The 20,919-nt window shown below is 39.3% G+C and carries 15 protein-coding genes; 14 read left to right on the top strand and 1 reads right to left on the bottom strand.

Annotation, left to right across the window (positions count from 1 at the left end; all coding sequences use genetic code 11):
• Positions 1 to 155 precede the first annotated feature (155 nt).
• The 9 genes from leuB to yihA all read left to right on the top strand — a co-directional run bounded on the left by leuB (position 156) and on the right by yihA (position 14,741).
• Complete coding sequence (gene leuB / locus HNP81_RS05095) at positions 156 to 1,253, top strand: 3-isopropylmalate dehydrogenase (RefSeq protein ID WP_182501803.1); 1,098 nt, start codon at positions 156 to 158, stop codon at positions 1,251 to 1,253.
• Between the two features lie 483 nt (positions 1,254 to 1,736).
• On the top strand, positions 1,737 to 3,152 hold the full coding sequence (leuC, locus tag HNP81_RS05090) for a 3-isopropylmalate dehydratase large subunit (protein WP_182501802.1): 1,416 nt from the start codon (positions 1,737 to 1,739) through the stop codon (positions 3,150 to 3,152).
• A gap of 15 nt (positions 3,153 to 3,167) precedes the next feature.
• A complete protein-coding gene (gene leuD, locus HNP81_RS05085; RefSeq protein WP_028392128.1) occupies positions 3,168 to 3,767 on the top strand; it encodes a 3-isopropylmalate dehydratase small subunit in 600 nt (199 codons plus the stop codon).
• Positions 3,768 to 4,084: 317 nt separating this feature from the next.
• Positions 4,085 to 5,119: a tetratricopeptide repeat protein gene (locus HNP81_RS05080; protein WP_182501801.1), complete on the top strand. Its 1,035-nt coding sequence runs from the start codon at positions 4,085 to 4,087 to the stop codon at positions 5,117 to 5,119.
• Positions 5,120 to 5,296: 177 nt separating this feature from the next.
• Positions 5,297 to 6,592, top strand: a complete 1,296-nt coding sequence (tig, locus tag HNP81_RS05075; RefSeq protein ID WP_182501800.1) for a trigger factor — start codon at positions 5,297 to 5,299, stop codon at positions 6,590 to 6,592.
• A 1,013-nt stretch (positions 6,593 to 7,605) separates the two neighbouring features.
• A complete protein-coding gene (clpX, locus tag HNP81_RS05070) occupies positions 7,606 to 8,871 on the top strand; it encodes an ATP-dependent protease ATP-binding subunit ClpX (protein ID WP_182501799.1) in 1,266 nt (421 codons plus the stop codon).
• 886 nt (positions 8,872 to 9,757) lie between these two features.
• Entirely contained in the window at positions 9,758 to 11,422 is a 1,665-nt protein-coding gene (lonB, locus tag HNP81_RS05065) for an ATP-dependent protease LonB (RefSeq protein ID WP_182501798.1), read from the top strand.
• A gap of 419 nt (positions 11,423 to 11,841) precedes the next feature.
• A complete protein-coding gene (lon, locus tag HNP81_RS05060) occupies positions 11,842 to 14,163 on the top strand; it encodes an endopeptidase La (RefSeq protein ID WP_028392122.1) in 2,322 nt (773 codons plus the stop codon).
• On the top strand, positions 14,160 to 14,741 hold the full coding sequence (gene yihA / locus HNP81_RS05055; protein WP_182501797.1) for a ribosome biogenesis GTP-binding protein YihA/YsxC: 582 nt from the start codon (positions 14,160 to 14,162) through the stop codon (positions 14,739 to 14,741). The genes lon and yihA overlap by 4 nt, the downstream gene beginning before the upstream one ends.
• 224 nt (positions 14,742 to 14,965) lie before the next feature.
• Here yihA and HNP81_RS05050 read toward each other — a convergent pair whose 3' ends face one another.
• The gene (locus tag HNP81_RS05050; protein WP_246399239.1) at positions 14,966 to 15,454 is read right to left on the bottom strand and encodes a LiaI-LiaF-like domain-containing protein; all 489 of its coding nucleotides are present in this window, start codon (positions 15,452 to 15,454) and stop codon (positions 14,966 to 14,968) included.
• Positions 15,455 to 15,677: 223 nt separating this feature from the next.
• Here HNP81_RS05050 and hemA point away from each other — a divergent pair, with 223 nt between their 5' ends.
• From hemA to hemB, 5 genes are all read left to right on the top strand, one after another.
• On the top strand, positions 15,678 to 17,021 hold the full coding sequence (hemA, locus tag HNP81_RS05045) for a glutamyl-tRNA reductase (protein ID WP_182501796.1): 1,344 nt from the start codon (positions 15,678 to 15,680) through the stop codon (positions 17,019 to 17,021).
• Positions 17,022 to 17,033: 12 nt separating this feature from the next.
• Positions 17,034 to 17,864: a cytochrome C assembly family protein gene (locus HNP81_RS05040; protein WP_182501795.1), complete on the top strand. Its 831-nt coding sequence runs from the start codon at positions 17,034 to 17,036 to the stop codon at positions 17,862 to 17,864.
• 9 nt (positions 17,865 to 17,873) lie between these two features.
• Positions 17,874 to 18,806 carry a hydroxymethylbilane synthase gene (hemC, locus tag HNP81_RS05035; RefSeq protein ID WP_182501794.1) on the top strand — a complete coding sequence of 311 codons (933 nt, stop codon included), beginning with the start codon at positions 17,874 to 17,876 and terminating at the stop codon, positions 18,804 to 18,806.
• Complete coding sequence (locus HNP81_RS05030; protein ID WP_182501793.1) at positions 18,806 to 19,591, top strand: uroporphyrinogen-III synthase; 786 nt, start codon at positions 18,806 to 18,808, stop codon at positions 19,589 to 19,591. The genes hemC and HNP81_RS05030 overlap by 1 nt, the downstream gene beginning before the upstream one ends.
• Before the next feature lie 216 nt (positions 19,592 to 19,807).
• Positions 19,808 to 20,797 carry a porphobilinogen synthase gene (gene hemB, locus HNP81_RS05025; RefSeq protein WP_182501792.1) on the top strand — a complete coding sequence of 330 codons (990 nt, stop codon included), beginning with the start codon at positions 19,808 to 19,810 and terminating at the stop codon, positions 20,795 to 20,797.
• Positions 20,798 to 20,919 lie beyond the last annotated feature (122 nt).

Below are 20,919 nucleotides of genomic sequence, written 5' to 3'. Positions count from 1 at the left end.
TTAAACGATAATTAACAGTCTAGAAATTCGAAAAGCTTAAGAGGCTGTCTTATAAGGAGTCTGACTCCTTATGAGACAGCCTCAATCTAAAAGATAAAGAAATTCAACAGCTGTTTTACTCATTTTTTTGAACATCCTCTAGAAAGGAGAGAAAGATGAAAAGGAAAATTGCAGTATTGCCTGGAGATGGTATCGGAAAAGAAGTGACGGGAGGTGCAGTTACAATACTCGAAGCTGTTGCTGAAGGTTTCGATCATGAATTCACTTTTGAATATGGTCAAATTGGTGGGGCGGCGATTGATGCAACAGGTTCGCCACTTCCAGATGAAACGGTTGAATTGTGTAAATCAAGTGATGCAATTCTTCTAGGTGCCGTTGGTGGACCAAAATGGGATAATGAGCCCCCTCATTTACGCCCGGAACGCGGGTTGTTGAAAATCCGGAAAGATTTAAATCTTTATGCCAATCTACGGCCAATTAGCTATTTTTCTAGTTTGTCAGAAGCCTCTCCATTAAAACAAGAAATAATTGAAGACGTTGATTTTATTATTGTACGAGAATTAACTGGGGGCTTATACTTCGGGAAACCAAGTGAACGGACAACTTTTGAAGGGAAAGAAGCGGTCGTTGATACGCTATTTTACCAAAAAGAAGAAATGAGAAGAATTATTGAGCTATCATTTGAAATTGCGAGCCAAAGACAGAAAAAAGTAACATCTGTCGATAAAGCGAATGTGCTTGAATCAAGTAGATTATGGCGTGAAACGGCTGAGGAAGTGGCTAAGAATTATCCTGATGTTACATTAGAGCATATGCTAGTCGATAATGCTGCCATGCAATTAATTCGCAATCCTAGACAATTCGATGTTGTGGTCACAGAAAATATGTTTGGGGATATTTTAAGTGATGAAGCATCTGTTCTTACAGGTTCACTCGGTATGCTATCTTCCGCATCGATTTCCGTTGAAGGACCTAGCTTGTTCGAACCGATTCATGGTTCCGCACCAGATATTGCTGGCCAAAACATTGCGAATCCGATTGCGACGATTCTTTCAGCTGCATCGATGCTTAGACTATCGTTCGGATTGGAAAAAGAAGCAGAAGCGATTGAAAAGGCGGTTCATTCTGTCCTTGACTCAGGGTTCAGAACGAAGGATATCGCAGGGAAAAGTACAGAAAGCTTGTCGACTGAAGAAATGATTGCTGAAATTAAAGAGACTCTTCTAAGCGAAGTTACAACGTCAAATAAATAATTTTGATTCATTAAGAAGATGGCTCAAATAAGCCTTCCTACAGCCCTTTAGATGGAGGAAGCGACTTTTTTGAGCTATTTTAAAAAAGTTATGCTTAAGAATCATGTTGATTGCATTTACAAGTGGATCACGAAAAGCCTGCATTACAATCAACAATTATTTTTAACAGAAACTAAAAAGAAACAACCTGGATTTTTCTTATGAAGGAAGAATGTATAAAAACCATAAACTAGCGCCACTTAGGTAAGTTTGAGCGAATGTGACATTTTAGGTTTTTACACATTGTCTAGCTTAACTTTTAAAAGATTGGCTTTGTTAAAGAAATATGTGATTTCTGATTTGTTGATTGAAGTGCCAGAAACAAAATCAATAACATGTATAACAGAGCCAAAAGATTAGAAAGCTGTTTAAGTTAAGTGTTTCAACCTTTTATTCTTCATAAATGAAAACAGCTAGATTAAAAAATTTGCGAGGTGAAAAAGCATGGGAAAGTCAATTATTGAAAAAATTTGGGAGCAACATATTGTCCATCAAGAGGAAAATAAACCGGACTTATTATATATTGATTTGCATTTCATTCATGAAGTTACTTCACCGCAAGCTTTTGAGGGATTACGAATGAAAGGTCGGAAAGTAAGGCGACCAGATCGGACGTTTGCGACGATGGATCATAACGTGCCGACGATCAATCGTTATTTTATCCAAGATGAGATTGCTTTGAAACAGTTGACGGCTCTTGAAACGAATTGCCGTGATTTTGGAATTGAGCTTGCAGATTTGAAAAGTCCTGATCAAGGAATTGTTCATGTAATTGGTCCGGAAATGGGATTAACACAGCCTGGGATGACGATTGTTTGTGGAGATAGCCATACATCAACTCACGGTGCATTCGGTTCGATTGCGTTTGGGATTGGAACAAGTGAAGTAGAGCATGTTTTTGCAACACAAACATTATGGCAAACAAAACCGAAAACGTTAAAGCTAGAAGTGAATGGAAAGTTACAATTTGGCGTAACGGCGAAAGATGTTATTTTGTACGTGATTGCTAAATACGGTGTGAATTTCGGAAATGGTTATATTGTTGAGTATTGTGGTGAAGTGTTCCGAAATATGTCAATGGAAGAGCGTATGACAGTATGTAATATGTCGATTGAAGGCGGAGCACGTGCTGGGTTAGTTAGCCCAGATGAAACAACTTTCTCTTATTTAAAAGGCAGAAAATTTGCACCAAAAGGTAAAGAGCTTGAAGAATGTGTGGAGAAATGGAAACTTCTTGCTAGTGATGAAGATGCCGTGTATGACCGAGAAATTACAATTGATGCTCAGCAAATCTCGCCGATGGTGAGCTGGGGAACAAATCCTGGTATGGCCAGTGCTGTAGATGGAAATATTCCAGTTGGATCAAGTGATACGATCGATGAAAAAGAACTACAACGTGCTCTTGAATATATGGGATTAGAGGAAGGTATGCAAATTACAGATATTCCGGTTCAACATGTATTCATTGGATCATGCACGAACTCAAGAATTGAAGATTTACGAAAAGCAGCAGGTGTGATCACTGGTAAACAAGTGCATCAAGCAGTTCGGGCAATGGTTGTTCCCGGTTCACAAAAGGTTAAAAAACAAGCAGAAGAAGAAGGTCTTGATGAAATCTTTAAGTCTGCAGGTTTTGAATGGCGGGATTCTGGCTGTAGCATGTGTTTAGGAATGAATCCAGATGCTGTTCCGGCAGGTGAGCATTGTGCGTCAACGTCCAATCGAAATTTCGAAGGTCGTCAAGGAGCAGGTGCAAGAACGCATCTAGTTAGCCCGGAAATGGCAGCAGCAGCAGCGCTATATGGAAAATTTGTTGATATTCGAAACATAGCAAACCAATCAGAAATGCAATTACATTAATTTAGGAGGTGCAATATGGAACCAATTACGGTATACCGAGGAAAACCGGCAGTTTTAGACCGAAACAATGTTGACACAGATCAGATTATTCCGAAGCAATTTTTAAAGCGAATTGAACGGACAGGTTTTGGCGAATTTTTATTTTATAACTGGCGATATAAGGAAAATGGAGAACTTCGTGAAGACTTCGAGTTAAACCAACCTGAGGCCGCTGGTGCATCCATTCTAGTGGCGGGTGAAAATTTCGGCTGCGGATCTTCAAGGGAGCATGCACCTTGGTCACTACAAGACTATGGTTTTCAAATCGTCATTGCGCCTTCATTTGCAGATATTTTTAAAAATAACTGCTTAAAAAATGGGATTCTACCAATTGCTTTATCGGCAGAAAACGTATCTTATTTAATGAAGGAAGCCAAAAATACGGACGTTGAATTCACAATTGATTTACCTAATCAAAAGGTTTTCGGACCAGCTGATTTTGTTGCGGAGTTTGAAATTCACCCATATTGGAAAGAGATGCTTGTAAACGGCTGGGATGAGATTTCAATCACACTGCAATATGATGAGCAAATTTCTAAATATGAAAATACAATAGACGTTATGTCTACGAAATAATTGCATAGCATGGCCAAATGGATCAGACTCATACAAATACCTAAAATGATGTGTTCAAACACTTATTTGAAAGGTATATAGTTGTAGTGAAGTCTGGTCCTTTTGTTTTGATTTGTTCCACGTAAATGAGTATAAGTGAGAACAGATAAAATCAAATTTCTAATACTAGGCCTAATTCTTGAATAATTTACCTAAAACTCACATGAAACGTAAATTTACTCCATTTTGCCACTCAATTTTTAGTTAATTTTTGTATTGCGAAGAAAACAATGCTAAACTAATTGCTAGAAAAATATATCGACAGGCGGAGTTATACGATGGACGGTAAAAAGAAACAAAAGCAAGAAGGAAATGTTGTTCCGTTTCCTAATTTGGGCAGTAGGCTAGTGGAAAAGGGTATGGAACATATCGAAAAAAGAGAGTTTAAGCGTGCAGCGGAATTGTATAGCCAAGCAAGAGAGATTGATCCTGAGAACCCCGATGTAAATGTCGGTTTAATCGTTTCATTTGTCGAAATAGGTCTCTATACAGAAGCGCGGGACTTGTGTAAAGAGATGCTTCATAAAGGAATTGGTGACTATTTTCAAATCGTAAGTATCTATTTAATGGTTTTACTCCAACTTAATGAGCATGAAGAAATGGTTACGACAATCGAAGCGCTATTGGATGATAATCAAGTACCTCATGACAAAATCGATCAATTTAAAAAGATGCTTGCCTTTAGTACTAGAGTTTTAGAAGAGAATGAAAATATGTCTGTAGAAATCGAAGAAGAGAAACGAACGGAAGCAGAGTTTATTGATGATGAGTGGTTTACTGGGAAAACCGACGAAGAAATTTTTAGGAATATAAGTCGATTATCAGAAACGAATATTCGAGCTTTTATGCCATCTGTTCAAAAATTTCTGTTTGACGAAGCCGCGCATCCTTTTCTGAAGACGCTTTTGCTCCATATTCTCCAAGAACAGGAATATGATAAAAATGTCCGGGTAACAAAGCTCTCACAAGAGATGGATATCATACCAACGGAAATACTGCCTATGAAGGATACGGAATTTTTCAAAACCGTTACGTCCCTCGTAGCAACACAATTAGAACAAGAAAATCCATCCTTACTAACAATGGCCACTTCTCTAATAGAAAGGCAACAATTTATCATGTACCCAATCGCACCTGAGAAAAGCAGCTTTCCAATTTGGGCGTGTGCCTACCATGCTGTAGCAGAGAGCTATCAAACAGGTGAAGATACAGTCATTGAAAGAGCTGTTCAATATGGAGTAGGTCCGGATTCTGTACAAGAAATGATTCTCCAAATTCATACAATTGAAGAATTTTCTTATGGGAATATTTAATGTATTGCTGTTGAAACGAGGGAACCTGTGTTATAATGTAGGGGTTGTAATGTCTCGTTTTGTTATAAAACGAACAGACCCTAATTCATTAGGGTATGGTGATGCTTGTTAGGAATAGCATAGCAGATTCATCCATTGCTTATTCATTTTAGTATATAGATTTTTGGAGGGAAACACATGTCTGTTAAATGGGAAAAATTAGAAGGTAACCAAGGAGTACTAACTATTGAAGTAGAAGCTGGTACTGTTAACGAAGGTTTAGACGCTGCGTTCAAAAAAGTTGTAAAACAAGTAAATGTACCAGGCTTCCGTAAAGGAAAAATGCCTCGTCAAATGTTCGAAAAAAGATTCGGCGTAGAATCTCTTTACCAAGATGCACTAGATATCATTCTTCCAGAAGCATACGCAAATGCAGTTGAAGAAGCAGGAATCAACCCAGTTGATCGTCCTGAAATTGACATTGAACAAATGGAAAAAGGCCAAAACCTTATTTTCAAAGCAAATGTAACAGTTGCTCCTGAAGTTAAATTAGGTGAATATAAAGGTCTTGAAGTAGAAGCAGTTAGTGCTGAAGTAACAGACGAAGATGTTGAGAAAGAAATCAAAACTCTTCAAGAACGTCAAGCTGAGCTAGTTGTAAAAGAAGAAGGACAAGCAGCTGATGGCGACACAGTTGTGATCGACTTTGAAGGATTCGTTGATGGCGAAGCATTTGAAGGTGGAGCATCTGAAAACTATACATTAGAGCTTGGATCTAATAGCTTCATTCCTGGTTTCGAAGCGCAATTAGTTGGCCTTGAAACAGGAGCAGAAAAAGATATCGAAGTATCTTTCCCTGAAGAGTACCATGCTGCTGAGCTTGCAGGTAAACCTGCTGTATTCAAAGTGAAATTACACGAAATCAAAACAAAAGAACTTCCTCAATTAGATGACGAATTCGCAAAAGATGTTGACGATGAAGTTGAAACACTTGCTGAATTGAAAGAAAAAACAAAGAAAAAACTTGAGCATGACAAAAAACACCAAGCAGAAAACGCAGTTCGTGACGCAGTTATCGAACAAGCAACTGCAAACGTGGAAGTTGACATCCCTGAAGTTATGATAAATAACGAAGTAGATCGCATGATGAAAGACTTCGAACAACGTCTTCAATCTCAAGGCTTGAACATGGAGTTATACTTCCAATTCTCAGGACAAGATGAAGAAGCACTTAAAGGCCAAATGTTAGAAGAAGCGAAAAACCAAGTTCGTGTAAGTCTAACTCTTGATGCAATCGTTAAAGCTGAAAACATCGAAGTAACGGACGAAGATGTGAATGCAGAGGTTGAAAAAATGGCTGAAATGTACAAAATGGATGTAGAAAACATCAAAAAAGCACTTGGTAGCCTAGAAGGTCTTAAAGGTGATCTTAAAATCAACAAAGCAATCGACTTCCTTGTTGCAAACAGCAAAACAGTCGCTGCTGCTGAATAATAAAGGCCAATGTGTTTGAGGCTAAGTATTAAAATTTAGCCAAACAACATATTTTGTATTACAATTAGAAACATGCAAGGCACGAACATTCGTGCCTTGTTTTATACATAATGTAATGAGTTAATATCTTTATATAATATAAACATACAAAACAAATATGGCGTTAAAACGCCACCATCTACCATGAAGGATTAAGCAAGTAGCACGCTACACTCGCCTAATCCCAATGGTGGCGGTGCGAAGCCGAATTTAGGGACTTTCTATAATAAAATTAGTATACTTGCAAAGTAGAATGGCTATATTAATAAATCTCTAAGCCCCGTCCCCGTGACCTTCATACATAAAAAATGAAAATTTGACATTAGCAGTACGGTAAAAGGTTTATTTTCGACAATATGCATGCGCTAACCGCTATGACTTTAGTAAGCTTAAATTATCATTTAAAAAAATAATTATTTTGATGGGAATTTCAGCATTGATTTTTTTATGAATTCAGTGTAGATTAATTTTAATACCGCATATACATACATAATAAAAGACCCTTGCCTTACTAATACGTGTTCTAAAGGAGGAAGAAATGAACAGAGAAATTGTTCCGATCTACGCCTTTTAGTATGAGAAATCTATGATGCCATTGCTTGTGTTCGACCTATACTATAATAGTTGAAGCCTTTTGGAGTTATAGAAATGTTTCAATCAAATGCTTAGTAAGCGTTTTCAAAAAAGGTTGGTGCATAATCTACGGCCTTTGCCGTTGGTGTTTTAACTTCCTTTGCACGTCGTGTTTTTTAGGTTTGGGAAAGCCTATTACGGGCAACATACATATTATCGATAAGAATTGTACTTATTGGACAACTTTCATGTCTGAAGCATTTTTATTACAAAAAAACTTGGAACATGATACAATGCGGTCTACATCAAAATTTTTATTACCGAGCTTAGCCGTTTATTTCTGTCCAAAAATAAGGCGCTTAAGCTATGTATATAGGAAAATTCTTTAAAGGAGTGAGTCCATGTTTAAATTTAATGATGAAAAAGGACAATTAAAATGTTCTTTTTGCGGAAAAACTCAAGAGCAAGTTCGTAAACTGGTAGCTGGACCAGGTGTATATATTTGTGATGAATGTATTGAGCTTTGTACAGAAATCGTCGAAGAAGAACTAGGAACGGAAGAAGAAATTGAATTTAAAGATGTTCCTAAACCGATGGAAATTCGCGAAATTCTTGATGAATATGTGATTGGACAAGAGCAGGCTAAAAAATCTCTTGCGGTTGCGGTATACAATCATTACAAGCGAATCAATTCAAATAGTAAAGTCGATGATGTAGAACTTGCAAAAAGTAATATTGCTCTCATCGGTCCAACTGGTAGTGGGAAAACGTTACTTGCACAGACATTGGCACGACTATTGAATGTACCGTTTGCAATCGCTGACGCGACTTCATTAACTGAAGCTGGATATGTCGGGGAAGATGTTGAAAACATTTTGCTTAAGCTAATCCAAGCAGCAGATTATGATGTGGAAAAGGCAGAAAAAGGAATCATCTATATTGATGAAATCGATAAAGTAGCACGTAAATCTGAAAACCCGTCCATTACACGTGACGTATCAGGTGAAGGTGTTCAGCAAGCATTGTTGAAAATACTTGAAGGTACCGTTGCGAGTGTCCCACCTCAAGGTGGTCGTAAGCATCCACACCAAGAGTTTATTCAAATTGATACAACGAATATTCTCTTTATCTGTGGTGGTGCATTTGATGGAATCGAACCGATTATTAAACGTCGCTTAGGCCAAAAAGTAATTGGTTTTGGATCAGATGTGAAGAAAGATGATGTTGCAGAAAAAGAACTGCTTTCTAAAGTGCTTCCAGAAGATTTATTGCGCTTCGGTTTAATTCCGGAATTCATCGGACGTATTCCAGTCATTGCTACATTGGAGCAATTAGATGAAGCGGCATTGATCGATATTTTAACGAAGCCGAAAAATGCTCTAGTTAAACAATTTGAAAAAATGCTCGAGCTTGATAATGTTATTCTCGAATTCGAGGATGATGCTTTACTTGAAATTGCGAAGAAAGCAATTGAAAGAAAAACGGGAGCTCGTGGACTACGTTCAATTATTGAGGGCATTATGCTTGAAGTAATGTTTGAGCTACCTTCACGTGATGATATTGACAAATGTATCATTACAGGGGCAGCCATCACAGAAAACGAGCCACCTAAACTCGTTCTTAAAGATGGAACAACGATTAACGCAGCTGATAAAACATCTGCATAATCTTCAAAAGGGTTTGATTTCGTACTCTACACACAGCAATACGTGCTATCTTCACGTGTTTCTGGATGATGTTGGGGAGGAGTCAGCCCTTTTTTTGTCTTTAATCGCTATTTTTTAGTTCCGGCACGCAAATCTCTAATCGCGCACGAAAAGCAGTGATTCCGGCACGCAACTTATCCAAACTGGCATGAAAACGTACAAACTCGGCACGTAAATCTGAAATCTGGCTCGTCATGCTGGAAAAAGGAGAGATGGAGACTACGCTATGACTGGAGTTTGCCCAGACGATTGCGTCATCCCGCCACTAAACAGCTACATTTTTTTATAAAACCCGTAATAAAAAGGTTAATTCGTATGAAAAGAGGAAGCGGGGTTCATCAATTTAACTCCGGCACGCAAATCCGAAATCTGGCTCGTCATGCTGGAAAAAGGAGAGATGGAGACTACGAAGTGATTGGTGTTGCCCAGACGATTGCGTCATCCCGCCACTAAACAGCTGCATTTTTTTATAAAATCCGTAATAAAAAGGTTATTTCGTATGAAAAGAGGAAGCAGGATTCGTAAATTTAACTTCAGCGCGCAAATCCCCAATCTCGCTCGAAAAGTACCGATTTTGGCACGCAATTCGTTCAATCTGGCACGAAAATATACAGACTCGGCTCGCAAATCCGAAAACCGGCACGCAATGCTGGAAAAAGAGTGAGCCCGCTCAGTGACTGGAGTTTCCTTTTGCAATTACTCATGCCAGTGTAGTTTTTTTGCTGGTTTCCAAAGATGGTTTCTGTGCATGTTCAATTCACATACTTCCGTAAAAAAGATGGATGATTCATTCAGGCTGAGGAGATACTATCATTTACATACTTGGTGAATGCAGGAGGGAAAGGCAATGAATTGGACAGGAATCGCGTTATTAATTCAGCTGTTTTTTGGTATTGTGATTGGTATGTATTTTTTGAATTTGCTTAAGGGACAAAGGACACAAAAGGTATCGATTGATCGTGACTCTAGAAAAGAAATGGATCAGTTGCGAAAAATGCGGTCGATTTCTTTAACGGAACCATTATCAGAACGTGTACGGCCGATTACATTTGCTGATATTGTTGGTCAGGAAGATGGGATTAAGACGTTAAAGGCTGCGCTATGTGGTCCAAATCCACAACATGTTATTGTGTATGGGCCACCTGGCGTCGGAAAAACAGCTGCTGCAAGGCTTGTTTTAGAGGAAGCTAAACGCAATGCGAAATCGCCGTTTCAAAAAACAGCCGTATTTGTTGAATTGGATGCAACAACAGCCCGATTTGATGAACGGGGCATTGCAGATCCATTAATTGGCTCGGTTCATGATCCGATTTATCAAGGTGCCGGAGCTATGGGGCAAGCTGGAATTCCACAGCCAAAACAAGGAGCTGTAAGCAATGCGCATGGTGGTGTCTTGTTTATAGATGAGATTGGCGAGCTTCATCCTATTCAAATGAATAAACTGCTTAAAGTACTAGAAGATCGTAAAGTATTTTTAGAAAGTGCGTATTATTCAGAGGAAAACACGAATATTCCAACACATATCCATGATATTTTTAAAAATGGACTGCCGGCGGATTTTCGCTTGATTGGTGCAACAACGAGAACGCCAAATGAAATTCCTCCTGCCATCCGTTCGCGCTGTATTGAAGTCTTCTTTAGGGAGCTCGATCCGGGAGAAATTATTTCAATTGCCAAAAAAGCATCTGAAAAGGTGAAGTTAACAATTAGTGATAAAGGTCTTGAAACAATCGCTGAATATGCCCGAAATGGCAGGGAAGCTGTGAATATGGTTCAAACGTTAGCGGGTATTTCGATTACAGAAGATCGTAATTATATTAAAGATGAAGACATTGCGTGGATGGCTCACTCTAGTCAATTGACGCCAAGAATGGACCGTAAAATCGATGACAAGCCTAAAGTTGGCCGAATTAATGGACTAGCAGTATATGGCCCAAATAGCGGGGCATTGCTTGAAATTGAAGTGACCGTCATGCCTGCTCTTGATAAGGGAACGATTAATATAACGGGGATTGTGGAGGAAGAAAGCATCGGTGGTAGTGGAAAATCCATTCGCAGAAAAAGTATGGCGAAAGGTTCCATTGAAAATGTGATTACCGTCCTTCGAGCGATGGGGGTGCCTGCTGACCAATTTGATATCCATGTCAACTTCCCGGGAGGCAGTCCGGTGGATGGGCCTTCTGCCGGAATTGCAATGGCGTGTGGAATTTACTCCGCAATTTACAAAATTCCTGCTGAAAATACAGTGGCGATGACTGGGGAAATAAGTATTCATGGCCATGTAAAACCAATTGGCGGGGTCATTCCAAAAATTAAAGCAGCCAAGCTTGCGGGAGCAAAAAAAGTGATTATCCCCCACGAAAACATGCAGCCGTTGCTGAATGAAATAGATGGAATTGATATCATCCCGGTAAAAACAGTGAAAGAAGTCTTTGAAATAGCGTTAAGAAAAGATATAATTCCCGAACAAATCATGCACAAGCTTGATTTAACGAAGCGTGAAAGTGTATAAGTGAAACATCCATCAGTGAGTGCACTTTTCGCTTGATGGTTAGTTGAACCGGAAAAAAGCTAGTAAAAGGGTCAGTTCTCGTACTTTACTCAGGAGAATATGGTGTTACACGCACTTAATTCTTGCTGAAAAAAGATTTTGCGAGATCTGGCTCTTTTTTTGTAGCTACCTAAGCTATTCAGCAATCTCGTACATTCCCGCTTGTTAGGACATTTTAATAGTTAAAAATAACTAGTTTTTGGGGACGGATATTCGTTTACTATACGTTAAATTTTAGGTTTTTCGTGCGTATTGTTTTGTTTTTGGAGATAATAAAAGGGGAATAAGCTTGTCAGATAGACACGTTCATGTAAATACGTTAGAATTGTTACACTGGTCAATCTTGAAAACTATACGATAAATTATTGGAGGTGTCAGGCATGGCTGATAAGAAACTCATCGTCCCCCTCCTGCCATTAAGAGGCTTACTTGTATATCCTACTATGGTGCTACATTTAGATGTTGGACGAGACAAATCGGTACAAGCTTTGGAAAAAGCAATGGTGGAAGATCATCTAATCTTTTTAACAACACAAAAAGATGTTTCCCTAGAAGAACCAGGTGAAGAAGATATTTATCATATGGGAACTTTAACAAAAGTGAAGCAAATGCTGAAACTCCCGAACGGTACCATTCGCGTATTAGTAGAGGGACTGAACAGGGCTCGGATTACTGAATTCTATGATAACGAGACACAATTTTCTGCAGAAGTGATCGTGTATGAAGACAGTGATGAAAAGGGAATTGAACATCAGGCATTGATGCGAACTCTGTTGGAATACTTTGAACAGTACATAAAGATGTCAAAGAAAATTACCCCTGAAACATTTGCTGCAACGGCAGACATTGAGGAGCCCGGTAGGCTTGCCGATGTAATAGCTTCCCATTTGCCTTTAAAGCCGAAAGAAAAACAGGAAATTTTAGAAACGGTTGATGTGAAAGAACGATTAAGCAAAATAATCGAAATCATCAATAATGAAAAAGAAGTATTGAACCTCGAAAAGAAAATTGGCCAGCGCGTGAAACGTTCAATGGAAAGAACGCAAAAAGAGTATTATTTGCGTGAACAAATGAAGGCAATTCAAAAAGAACTTGGAGATAAAGAAGGGAAAACTGGAGAGATAGCTGTCCTTACTGAGAAAATTAATGAAGTAGGGATGCCAGAGCATATAAAGGAAACGGCCATGAAGGAATTAGATCGATACGAGAAAGTCCCTTCTTCCTCTGCGGAAAGCTCCGTCATCCGTAATTATATCGAATGGCTCATCACGCTTCCTTGGTCCAAGGCAACGAAAGATGATTTAAATATTCAAAAAGCTGAAAAGGTGTTGAATCGTGAACATCATGGTCTTGAAAAAGTGAAAGAGCGTGTGCTTGAGTATTTGGCTGTTCAGCAATTAACACAGTCGCTTAAAGGGCCAATTCTTTGTCTTGTCGGACCGCCTGGAGTAGGGAAAACTTCTCTTGCACGTTCGATTGCAACGTCGATGAATCGTAATTTCGTTCGGATTTCCCTTGGTGGTGTCAGAGACGAATCGGAAATACGTGGACATAGAAGAACGTATGTTGGTGCGATGCCAGGACGAATCATTCAAGGCATGAAAAAAGCAGGAACGATTAATCCAGTGTTTTTATTAGATGAAATCGATAAAATGTCCAATGATTTTAGAGGCGATCCTTCAGCAGCTATGCTTGAAGTATTGGATCCTGAACAAAATAATCATTTCAGTGATCATTATATTGAAGAAACGTACGACCTCTCAAAAGTGATGTTCATTGCAACAGCTAATAATTTGGCGACAATACCAGGACCATTACGAGATCGGATGGAAATTATCTCAATTGCAGGGTATACCGAGATAGAGAAACTTCATATTGCAAAAGATCATTTGCTCATTCGCCAAATGGAAAATCACGGTTTGCAAAAAACACAGCTTCAAGTTCGTGAAGAGGCATTAGTCAATATCATTCGCTATTACACGAGAGAAGCTGGTGTCAGAAGTCTAGAACGTCAATTAGCTAGCATTTGCCGTAAAACTGCGAAAATCATCGTATCCGGTGAGAAAAAGCGTGTGGTGGTTAGTGAGAAAAACGTAGAAGATTTCCTAGGCAAAACCATTTTCCATTACGGCCAAGCAGAAGCTGAGGATCAAGTTGGTGTCGCAACGGGTCTTGCGTATACTACGGTAGGTGGAGATACTCTCCAAATTGAAGTATCTCTTTCACCTGGAAAAGGGAAGCTCGTTCTGACAGGACAACTAGGTGATGTCATGAAGGAATCTGCTCAGGCAGCCTTTAGTTTTGTTCGTACGAAAACAGAACAACTTGGAATTGATGCAAATTTTCATGAAAAGCATGATATTCATATTCACGTACCAGAAGGAGCTGTTCCCAAAGACGGACCTTCAGCAGGGATTACGCTTGCGACAGCGTTAATTTCTGCTTTAACAGGTCGACCAGTTCATCGAGAAGTAGGGATGACAGGGGAGATTACCTTGCGTGGCCGTGTGCTTCCGATTGGCGGTTTAAAAGAAAAATCATTAGCCGCACACCGGGCAGGTTTAAAGAAAATCATTATTCCAAAAAATAATGAAAAAGATATTGACGATATCCCGGAAAGTGTTCGTCAAGAATTAGAATTTGTTCTCGTTTCTCATGTTGATGAAGTATTGGAACATGCATTGGTAGGTGAAACAGAATGAAAGTAACAAGTGCCGATATCGTCATCAGTGCGGTGAAGCCGGAACAATATCCAAATGAACCGATTCCGGAGTTCGCCCTTGCAGGAAGATCAAACGTCGGCAAATCCAGCTTTATCAATAAGATGATTAATCGCAAAAACCTTGCACGGACATCTTCAAAGCCAGGAAAGACGCAAACGTTAAATTTTTATATCATTAACGACATGTTGCACTTTGTTGACGTGCCTGGATATGGCTACGCAAAAGTGTCTAAAACGGAGCGGGCAGCGTGGGGGAAAATGATTGAAACGTATTTTACAAACCGTGAGCAGCTTAAAGCAGCTTTACTCATCGTTGACTTGCGCCACCCACCGACAAAAGACGATATCATGATGTATGATTTCTTTAAGCATTATGATTTGCCTGTCATTGTCGTTGCAACGAAAGCGGACAAAATCCCAAAAGGGAAATGGCAAAAACATTTAAAAGTAACTCGTGAGACATTGGATATGGCAAAAGAAGACGAAACCATCGTTTTCTCTGGTGAAACGGGCCAAGGGAAAGACGAAGCATGGGGATTGTTGAAGAAGTATATGTAAGAATAGGGTCAGACCACACACTACACATTGTTTATAGTGACATGTACACGTCATATAAACGATAGAAAAAGATGTGGGGTCTGACCCTTTTCATGTTGAAGACGTATATGCACGATTTTCTAGCATAAACGCAAAAAGGGTCAGACCTCACACACTACACATTGTATACTGACATGTACACGTCATATAAATGAGATAGAGGGGAATTAGGTCTGACCCCTTCTTTATTTCTTTTTAATGAAAAGAATATAGATTCCAAGCCCCATGACAAGGAATGGCCAATAAGGCGCTGAGTTTGCGAGTGCCGTTTCGCTCAGTCCAAATTTGCTAATGAGTTGGTCATAATAGACCGTTATAATGGCAATAATAAGCAATAAGATGCCTTGAATTGAGCTTGATTTCGTTTTACTTGCCTGCATTAGGAAGCCAATGGCAACGATGAGAAGAAGAACACCGATGTGACTTGGCCAAAATGTAAGATGGCCAACTAGATGAAAGTGCAGGCCGGTTCCAAACAGAATCACACCTGGAAGGATGGCATGAGTCTGTTTCCCACCATATGCTTCACCTAAAAAAGCAGCTCCGATGATACATAGAACTGTGGGCCAATTGAAAAAGTCTTTAAATAAGACGAGGTTATATTGTTGAAGCAAGAAATAGAGCCCGAAGCCGAGTAGAATAATGCCGGGAAAGATTCGTTGATTTTTCATCATGCCCTCCTAATTTGTTTACTTGAAGTTCGTTTTGTTTTTTGATATGGTAATTTTATATAAATGAATTGTCGAAAACTACCTATGTACGGTGTAATTATTTCATACCAGTACCATGTTAGCATATGTTTTCATGAACTGTTCATAATTTTGACGTTTTAAGTAAAATATAAATGATATAATATGGTTTGTTAAGATTGAATTTACTGGGGGTGCAATACGAAGGATGCATATATTAGCGGTAGGCTTAAATTATAAATCTGCCCCTGTCGAAATTCGTGAGAAATTATCATTCAACGAAGCTGAACTTGCTTTAGCAATGAAAGCGTTAAAAAATAAAAAAAGTATTCTCGAAAACGTGATTATTTCGACATGTAACCGTACCGAAATCTATGCGGTGGCAGATCAATTGCACACAAGCAGATATTATATAAAAGAATTCCTTTCAGAGTGGTTCAATATCGAAAGAGAAGAGTTTTCTTCCTATCTTACAATCTATGAAGGCGAGGGAGCGATTGAACATTTATTTAAAGTGTCCTGTGGATTAGATTCGATGGTTCTTGGTGAAACACAAATTCTTGGACAAGTTCGTTCAAGCTATTTGGAAGCCCAAAAACAATCCACAATTGGCACTGTGTTCAATCATCTTTTTAAGCAATCATTAACGTTAGCAAAAAAAGCTCATTCTGAAACAGAAATAAATACAAATGCTGTATCTGTAAGCTATGCAGCTGTCGAGTTAGCTAAGAAAATATTTGGCGGATTAAAGGGAAAGAATACGCTCATCCTAGGTGCAGGGAAAATGGGAGAGCTGGCCATTCAAAATCTCCACGGCAATGGCGCAGATGATATCACAGTCATTAACCGCACATATGAGAAAGCTGTTTCTTTAGCTGAGCGCTTTTCTGGTAAAGCGAAACAGTTACAAGAATTGCAATGTGCGCTAGTGGAAGCAGATATACTCATTAGTTCAACTGGTGCAAAGGATTTTGTCATTAATAAAGAAATGATGACCTTTGTGAACAAAATGCGTAAAGGCCGACCGATCTTGATGGTTGATATTGCGGTTCCGCGTGACTTAGATCCTGCAATCGCTGAACATGAAAATGTTTTCTTATATGACATTGACGATCTTGAAGGAATTGTAGAAGCAAACATGCAGGAACGAAAAAAAGCTGCCGAGAGTATTTACATGATGATTGAATCCGAGATTGTTGAATTTAATCAATGGGTAAACGTCTTAGGTGTTGTGCCGGTTATTTCAGCACTAAGGGAGAAGGCGCTGTCGATCCAATCCGAGACAATGGTAAGTCTTGAGCGTAAGCTTCCTCATTTAAGCGATCGCGATCGAAAGCTAATTAGCAAGCATACGAAGAGCATCATTAACCAAATGCTGAAAGATCCAATTCTTTATGCGAAAGAAATAGCGGTCGAGCCAAATGCGAAAGAAGCTTTGGATCGTTTTGTGAAGATTTTTCAATTGGAAGATTTAGTGGAAGATTCTACTGTGCCTGTACAACAGGCAAATAGAAAAGTAGTGCAGGTCAAACCAGTCCCTGTTCAAGTGTAGTTGGAGTATTATATGGAATTGATGATGACAAGATTGCATGAAGTAACTGTATTAATTTATGCAGCAAGTGTGCTCTTATATTTTATTGATTTTCTTCATAATAACCAGAAGGCAAACAAAGGAGCTTTCTGGTTACTTGCTATTGTTTGGGTTCTACAAACCATATTTCTATTTTTATATATGTTGCAAACAGGCAGATTCCCCGTGCTGACGATCTTTGAAGGCTTATATTTTTATGCATGGGTGCTCATTACGTTATCGTTGATGATCAATAAATTTCTACCGGTTGATTTTACTGTATTTTTTACGAATATATTAGGGTTCATCGTGATGGCGATACATACATTTGCACCGGTTCAAATTCAGTCGAAGGTACTGGCAGAGCAGCTCGTTTCAGAACTTTTGCTGATACATATCACCCTTGCAATCCTATCCTATGGGGCGTTTTCACTTTCCTTTGTATTCTCGTTATTGTATTTAATTCAATACGATTTATTAAAAAGAAAGAAATGGGGAAAGCGTCTATTACGGCTTGGTGATTTAGCCAAGCTTGAGCATATGTCTTATGTGCTAACGGTCATTGGTGTGCCGATGTTGATTCTATCGCTTATTCTAGGGTTGCAGTGGGCCTATATCAAAGTGCCAAATGTCATTTGGTTTGATCCAAAAATTCTTGGCTCATTTTTAGTGCTCATTGTGTACAGTATCTATTTATATTTTAAAGTCCGAAAGCAAATGTATGGAAAAACGTTGGCCTATCTGAACCTTATTTCATTTTTAATAGTACTTATTAACTTTTTCCTTTTCGGAAGTCTTTCCACATTTCATTTATGGACTACATAGGAGGATATCATGAGAAAAATAATTGTCGGTTCAAGACGAAGTAAGCTAGCTGTTACGCAGACTAACTGGGTGATTAATCAATTAAAGGAGCTCGGTGTCCCGTTTGAATTTGAAGTAAAGGAAATTGTGACAAAAGGAGATCGAATTCTTGATGTAACTTTATCTAAAGTGGGCGGCAAAGGCTTGTTTGTTAAAGAGATTGAGCAAGCACTTTTAGATAAAGAAATTGATATGGCTGTACATAGTATGAAAGATATGCCAGCTGTATTGCCAGATGGTTTAACCATTGGGTGTATTCCGCCGAGAGAAGATCACCGTGATGCATTGATTTCTAAGGACCATGTTAAGCTTGCAGATTTAAAGCCTGGTGCGATTGTCGGTACGAGCAGTTTACGTCGCAGTGCTCAAATTTTGGCAGAGCGTCCAGATCTTGAAATTAAGTGGATTCGTGGAAATATTGATACGCGTCTTGAAAAACTAAGAAATGAGGATTATGATGCGATCATCCTTGCAGCTGCGGGTCTTTCCCGAATGGGTTGGAAATCAGATGTCGTAACAGAATTCTTGGAGCCAGATCTTTGCCTTCCAGCAGTAGGACAAGGAGCACTTGCGATTGAATGTAGAGAATCAGATGTTGAACTCATGGAACAATTGGAGAAGCTGACGTCTAAAGAAACGAAGGCAACTGTAGAAGCAGAGCGCGTCTTTCTTGATAAGATGGAAGGAGGCTGTCAAGTGCCGATTGCAGGTTATGCAATTACAAAAGAAACGGGAAATATTGAATTAACAGCACTTATAGCATCTCCTGATGGAAAAACAATTTTTAAAGAAGTGGTTGCAGGACAAAATCCTCAAGAAATTGGCGTTGAAGCAGCGCGGATTTTAACGGAAAAAGGTGCAAAAGCATTAATTGATTCTGTCAAAGAGGAGCTCAATCAGTAATGAATAAGTCTGCCCCTTTAAAAGGTTCTCATGTTCTTATTACTAGAGGGAAAAGTCAGGCAGCGAGCATAGTAGAAAAAGTGGAGAGTTATGGCGGCAACGCTTGCGTCGTGCCACTTATTGATTTTATCCTGCCTGATAATATCGACCAACTCAACCATTATATTCGCCATATTCATGAATATGACTGGTTAATTCTTACGAGCCAAAACGGAGTCGACTATTTTTTCCGTCTTCTAGAAGAACAGGCACCGGTAAAATTGCCACGGATTGCTGTAATCGGCAGTAAAACAGAAGAATACCTTATGAGTCGCGGGCTTAGTACGGATTTTGTCCCCCTACATTTTGTAGCGGAAGCCTTTGTAGCGGAATTTATTCCTATGCTAAAGCAGGACTCACGTGTCCTTATTGCGAAGGGGAATTTAGCGCGTACGGTTATTGCCGATAAAATTCGAGAGGCAGGGGCACAATGCCAAGAAATGATTATCTATCAAACAGTTTTGCCAAAAGCAAGTGAGCCTAAGTTAGCAGAATTGCTCACTAAAGGGCGATTGAATATTGTTACATTCACCAGTTCGTCAACGGTTCATCACTTTATGAAAATCGTAAACAAACATGATTTGCAAGCGAGTTTGGAGAAAATCGTATTTGCTTGTATCGGACCCATCGCATTGAAGACAGCCGAATCATATGGTCTGTCCGTAGCTGTTTCTCCAAAAGTATATACAGCAGAAGCAATGATCGATAGTTTGGCAGACTATATGACAAGACAATATACAAACTGAATATTGCGTTAAAACACCACCACTTACTATGAAGGTTAAATCATGTAGTACGTTACATACACCTAATTACAATGGTGGCGGAGCGGAGCTGGATTTCGGGGTACTAAGGAGAATAAGTCCTGAAGCCTCTTCCCCATGTCCTACATCAGACTGAAAGTGGTTTTTAACACTACTAGAAAGTCATTCAATTAGAAATCAATCTAAGGAGGAATTTATATGAAAGACATTCAATTTACGAGACACCGTCGTCTGCGCTCAAGTGCTGGCATTCGTTCCCTCGTTCGCGAAACGTATTTACATAAAGAGGACTTCATTTACCCGATCTTTGTCATTGATGGTGAGGATATCAAAAACGAAATCGCTTCTATGCCAGGGATATATCAGCTTTCCATGGATCATTTGTTAGCAGAAGTGGATGAAGTCGTAAGCTTAGGAATTAAATCCGTCATCTTATTCGGTGTGCCGTTTGAGCATGATAAAGATGAAGAAGGTACAGGCGCATTTAGCCATAACGGGCTTGTTCAAGTCGCTACACGTTTAATTAAGGAAAAGTATCCTGAGTTGATTGTTGTAGCTGACACTTGTCTATGTGAGTATACAAGCCATGGTCATTGTGGAGTAGTAGAAGGCGATAAAATCCTCAATGACGCGTCCCTTGACTTACTTACCAAAACCGCAATTAGTCAAGCTGAAGCAGGAGCGGATATTATCGCCCCTTCCAATATGATGGACGGTTTCGTTACAGCGATCCGTGCTGGACTTGATGAAGCAGGCTTTTTAGACGTTCCAATCATGTCCTATGCGGTTAAATATGCATCATCCTATTACGGTCCTTTCCGAGAAGCAGCTAATGGCGCACCGCAGTTCGGCGATCGAAAAACCTATCAAATGGACCCTGCTAACCGGATGGAGGCATTCCGTGAAGCGGAATCGGATATAGATGAAGGAGCAGATTTCCTCATCGTCAAGCCGGCGCTTTCCTATCAAGATATTATCCGAGATGTGAAAAATTATACAACTTTACCAGTTGTTGCTTATAATGTAAGTGGAGAATATTCGATGGTCAAAGCAGCTGCATTAAACGGCTGGGTAGATGAAAAGTCGATTGTCTTAGAAATGTTAACAGGCATGAAACGTGCAGGAGCGGATTTAATCATTACATACTTTGCGAAAGACGCTGCGCGCTATCTTGATGACATGAAGTAAGAAACGTTTTCTAAAAGAGGATGTTCAAAAAGTCCGGTCCGCACGTATGACTGCATATGTGAAAGGTTTGAGACGATCGCTCGCAGAACTTTTCGGCTCTTTTTATCCTCCTTTTTGAACAC

Origin of the sequence: Peribacillus huizhouensis (assembly GCF_014138605.1) — a bacterium.
GTDB lineage: Bacteria > Bacillota > Bacilli > Bacillales > DSM-1321 > Peribacillus > Peribacillus huizhouensis.
The sequence above is the reverse complement of the archived record's forward strand: the minus strand, read 5'-3'. Positions and strand labels throughout refer to the sequence as shown.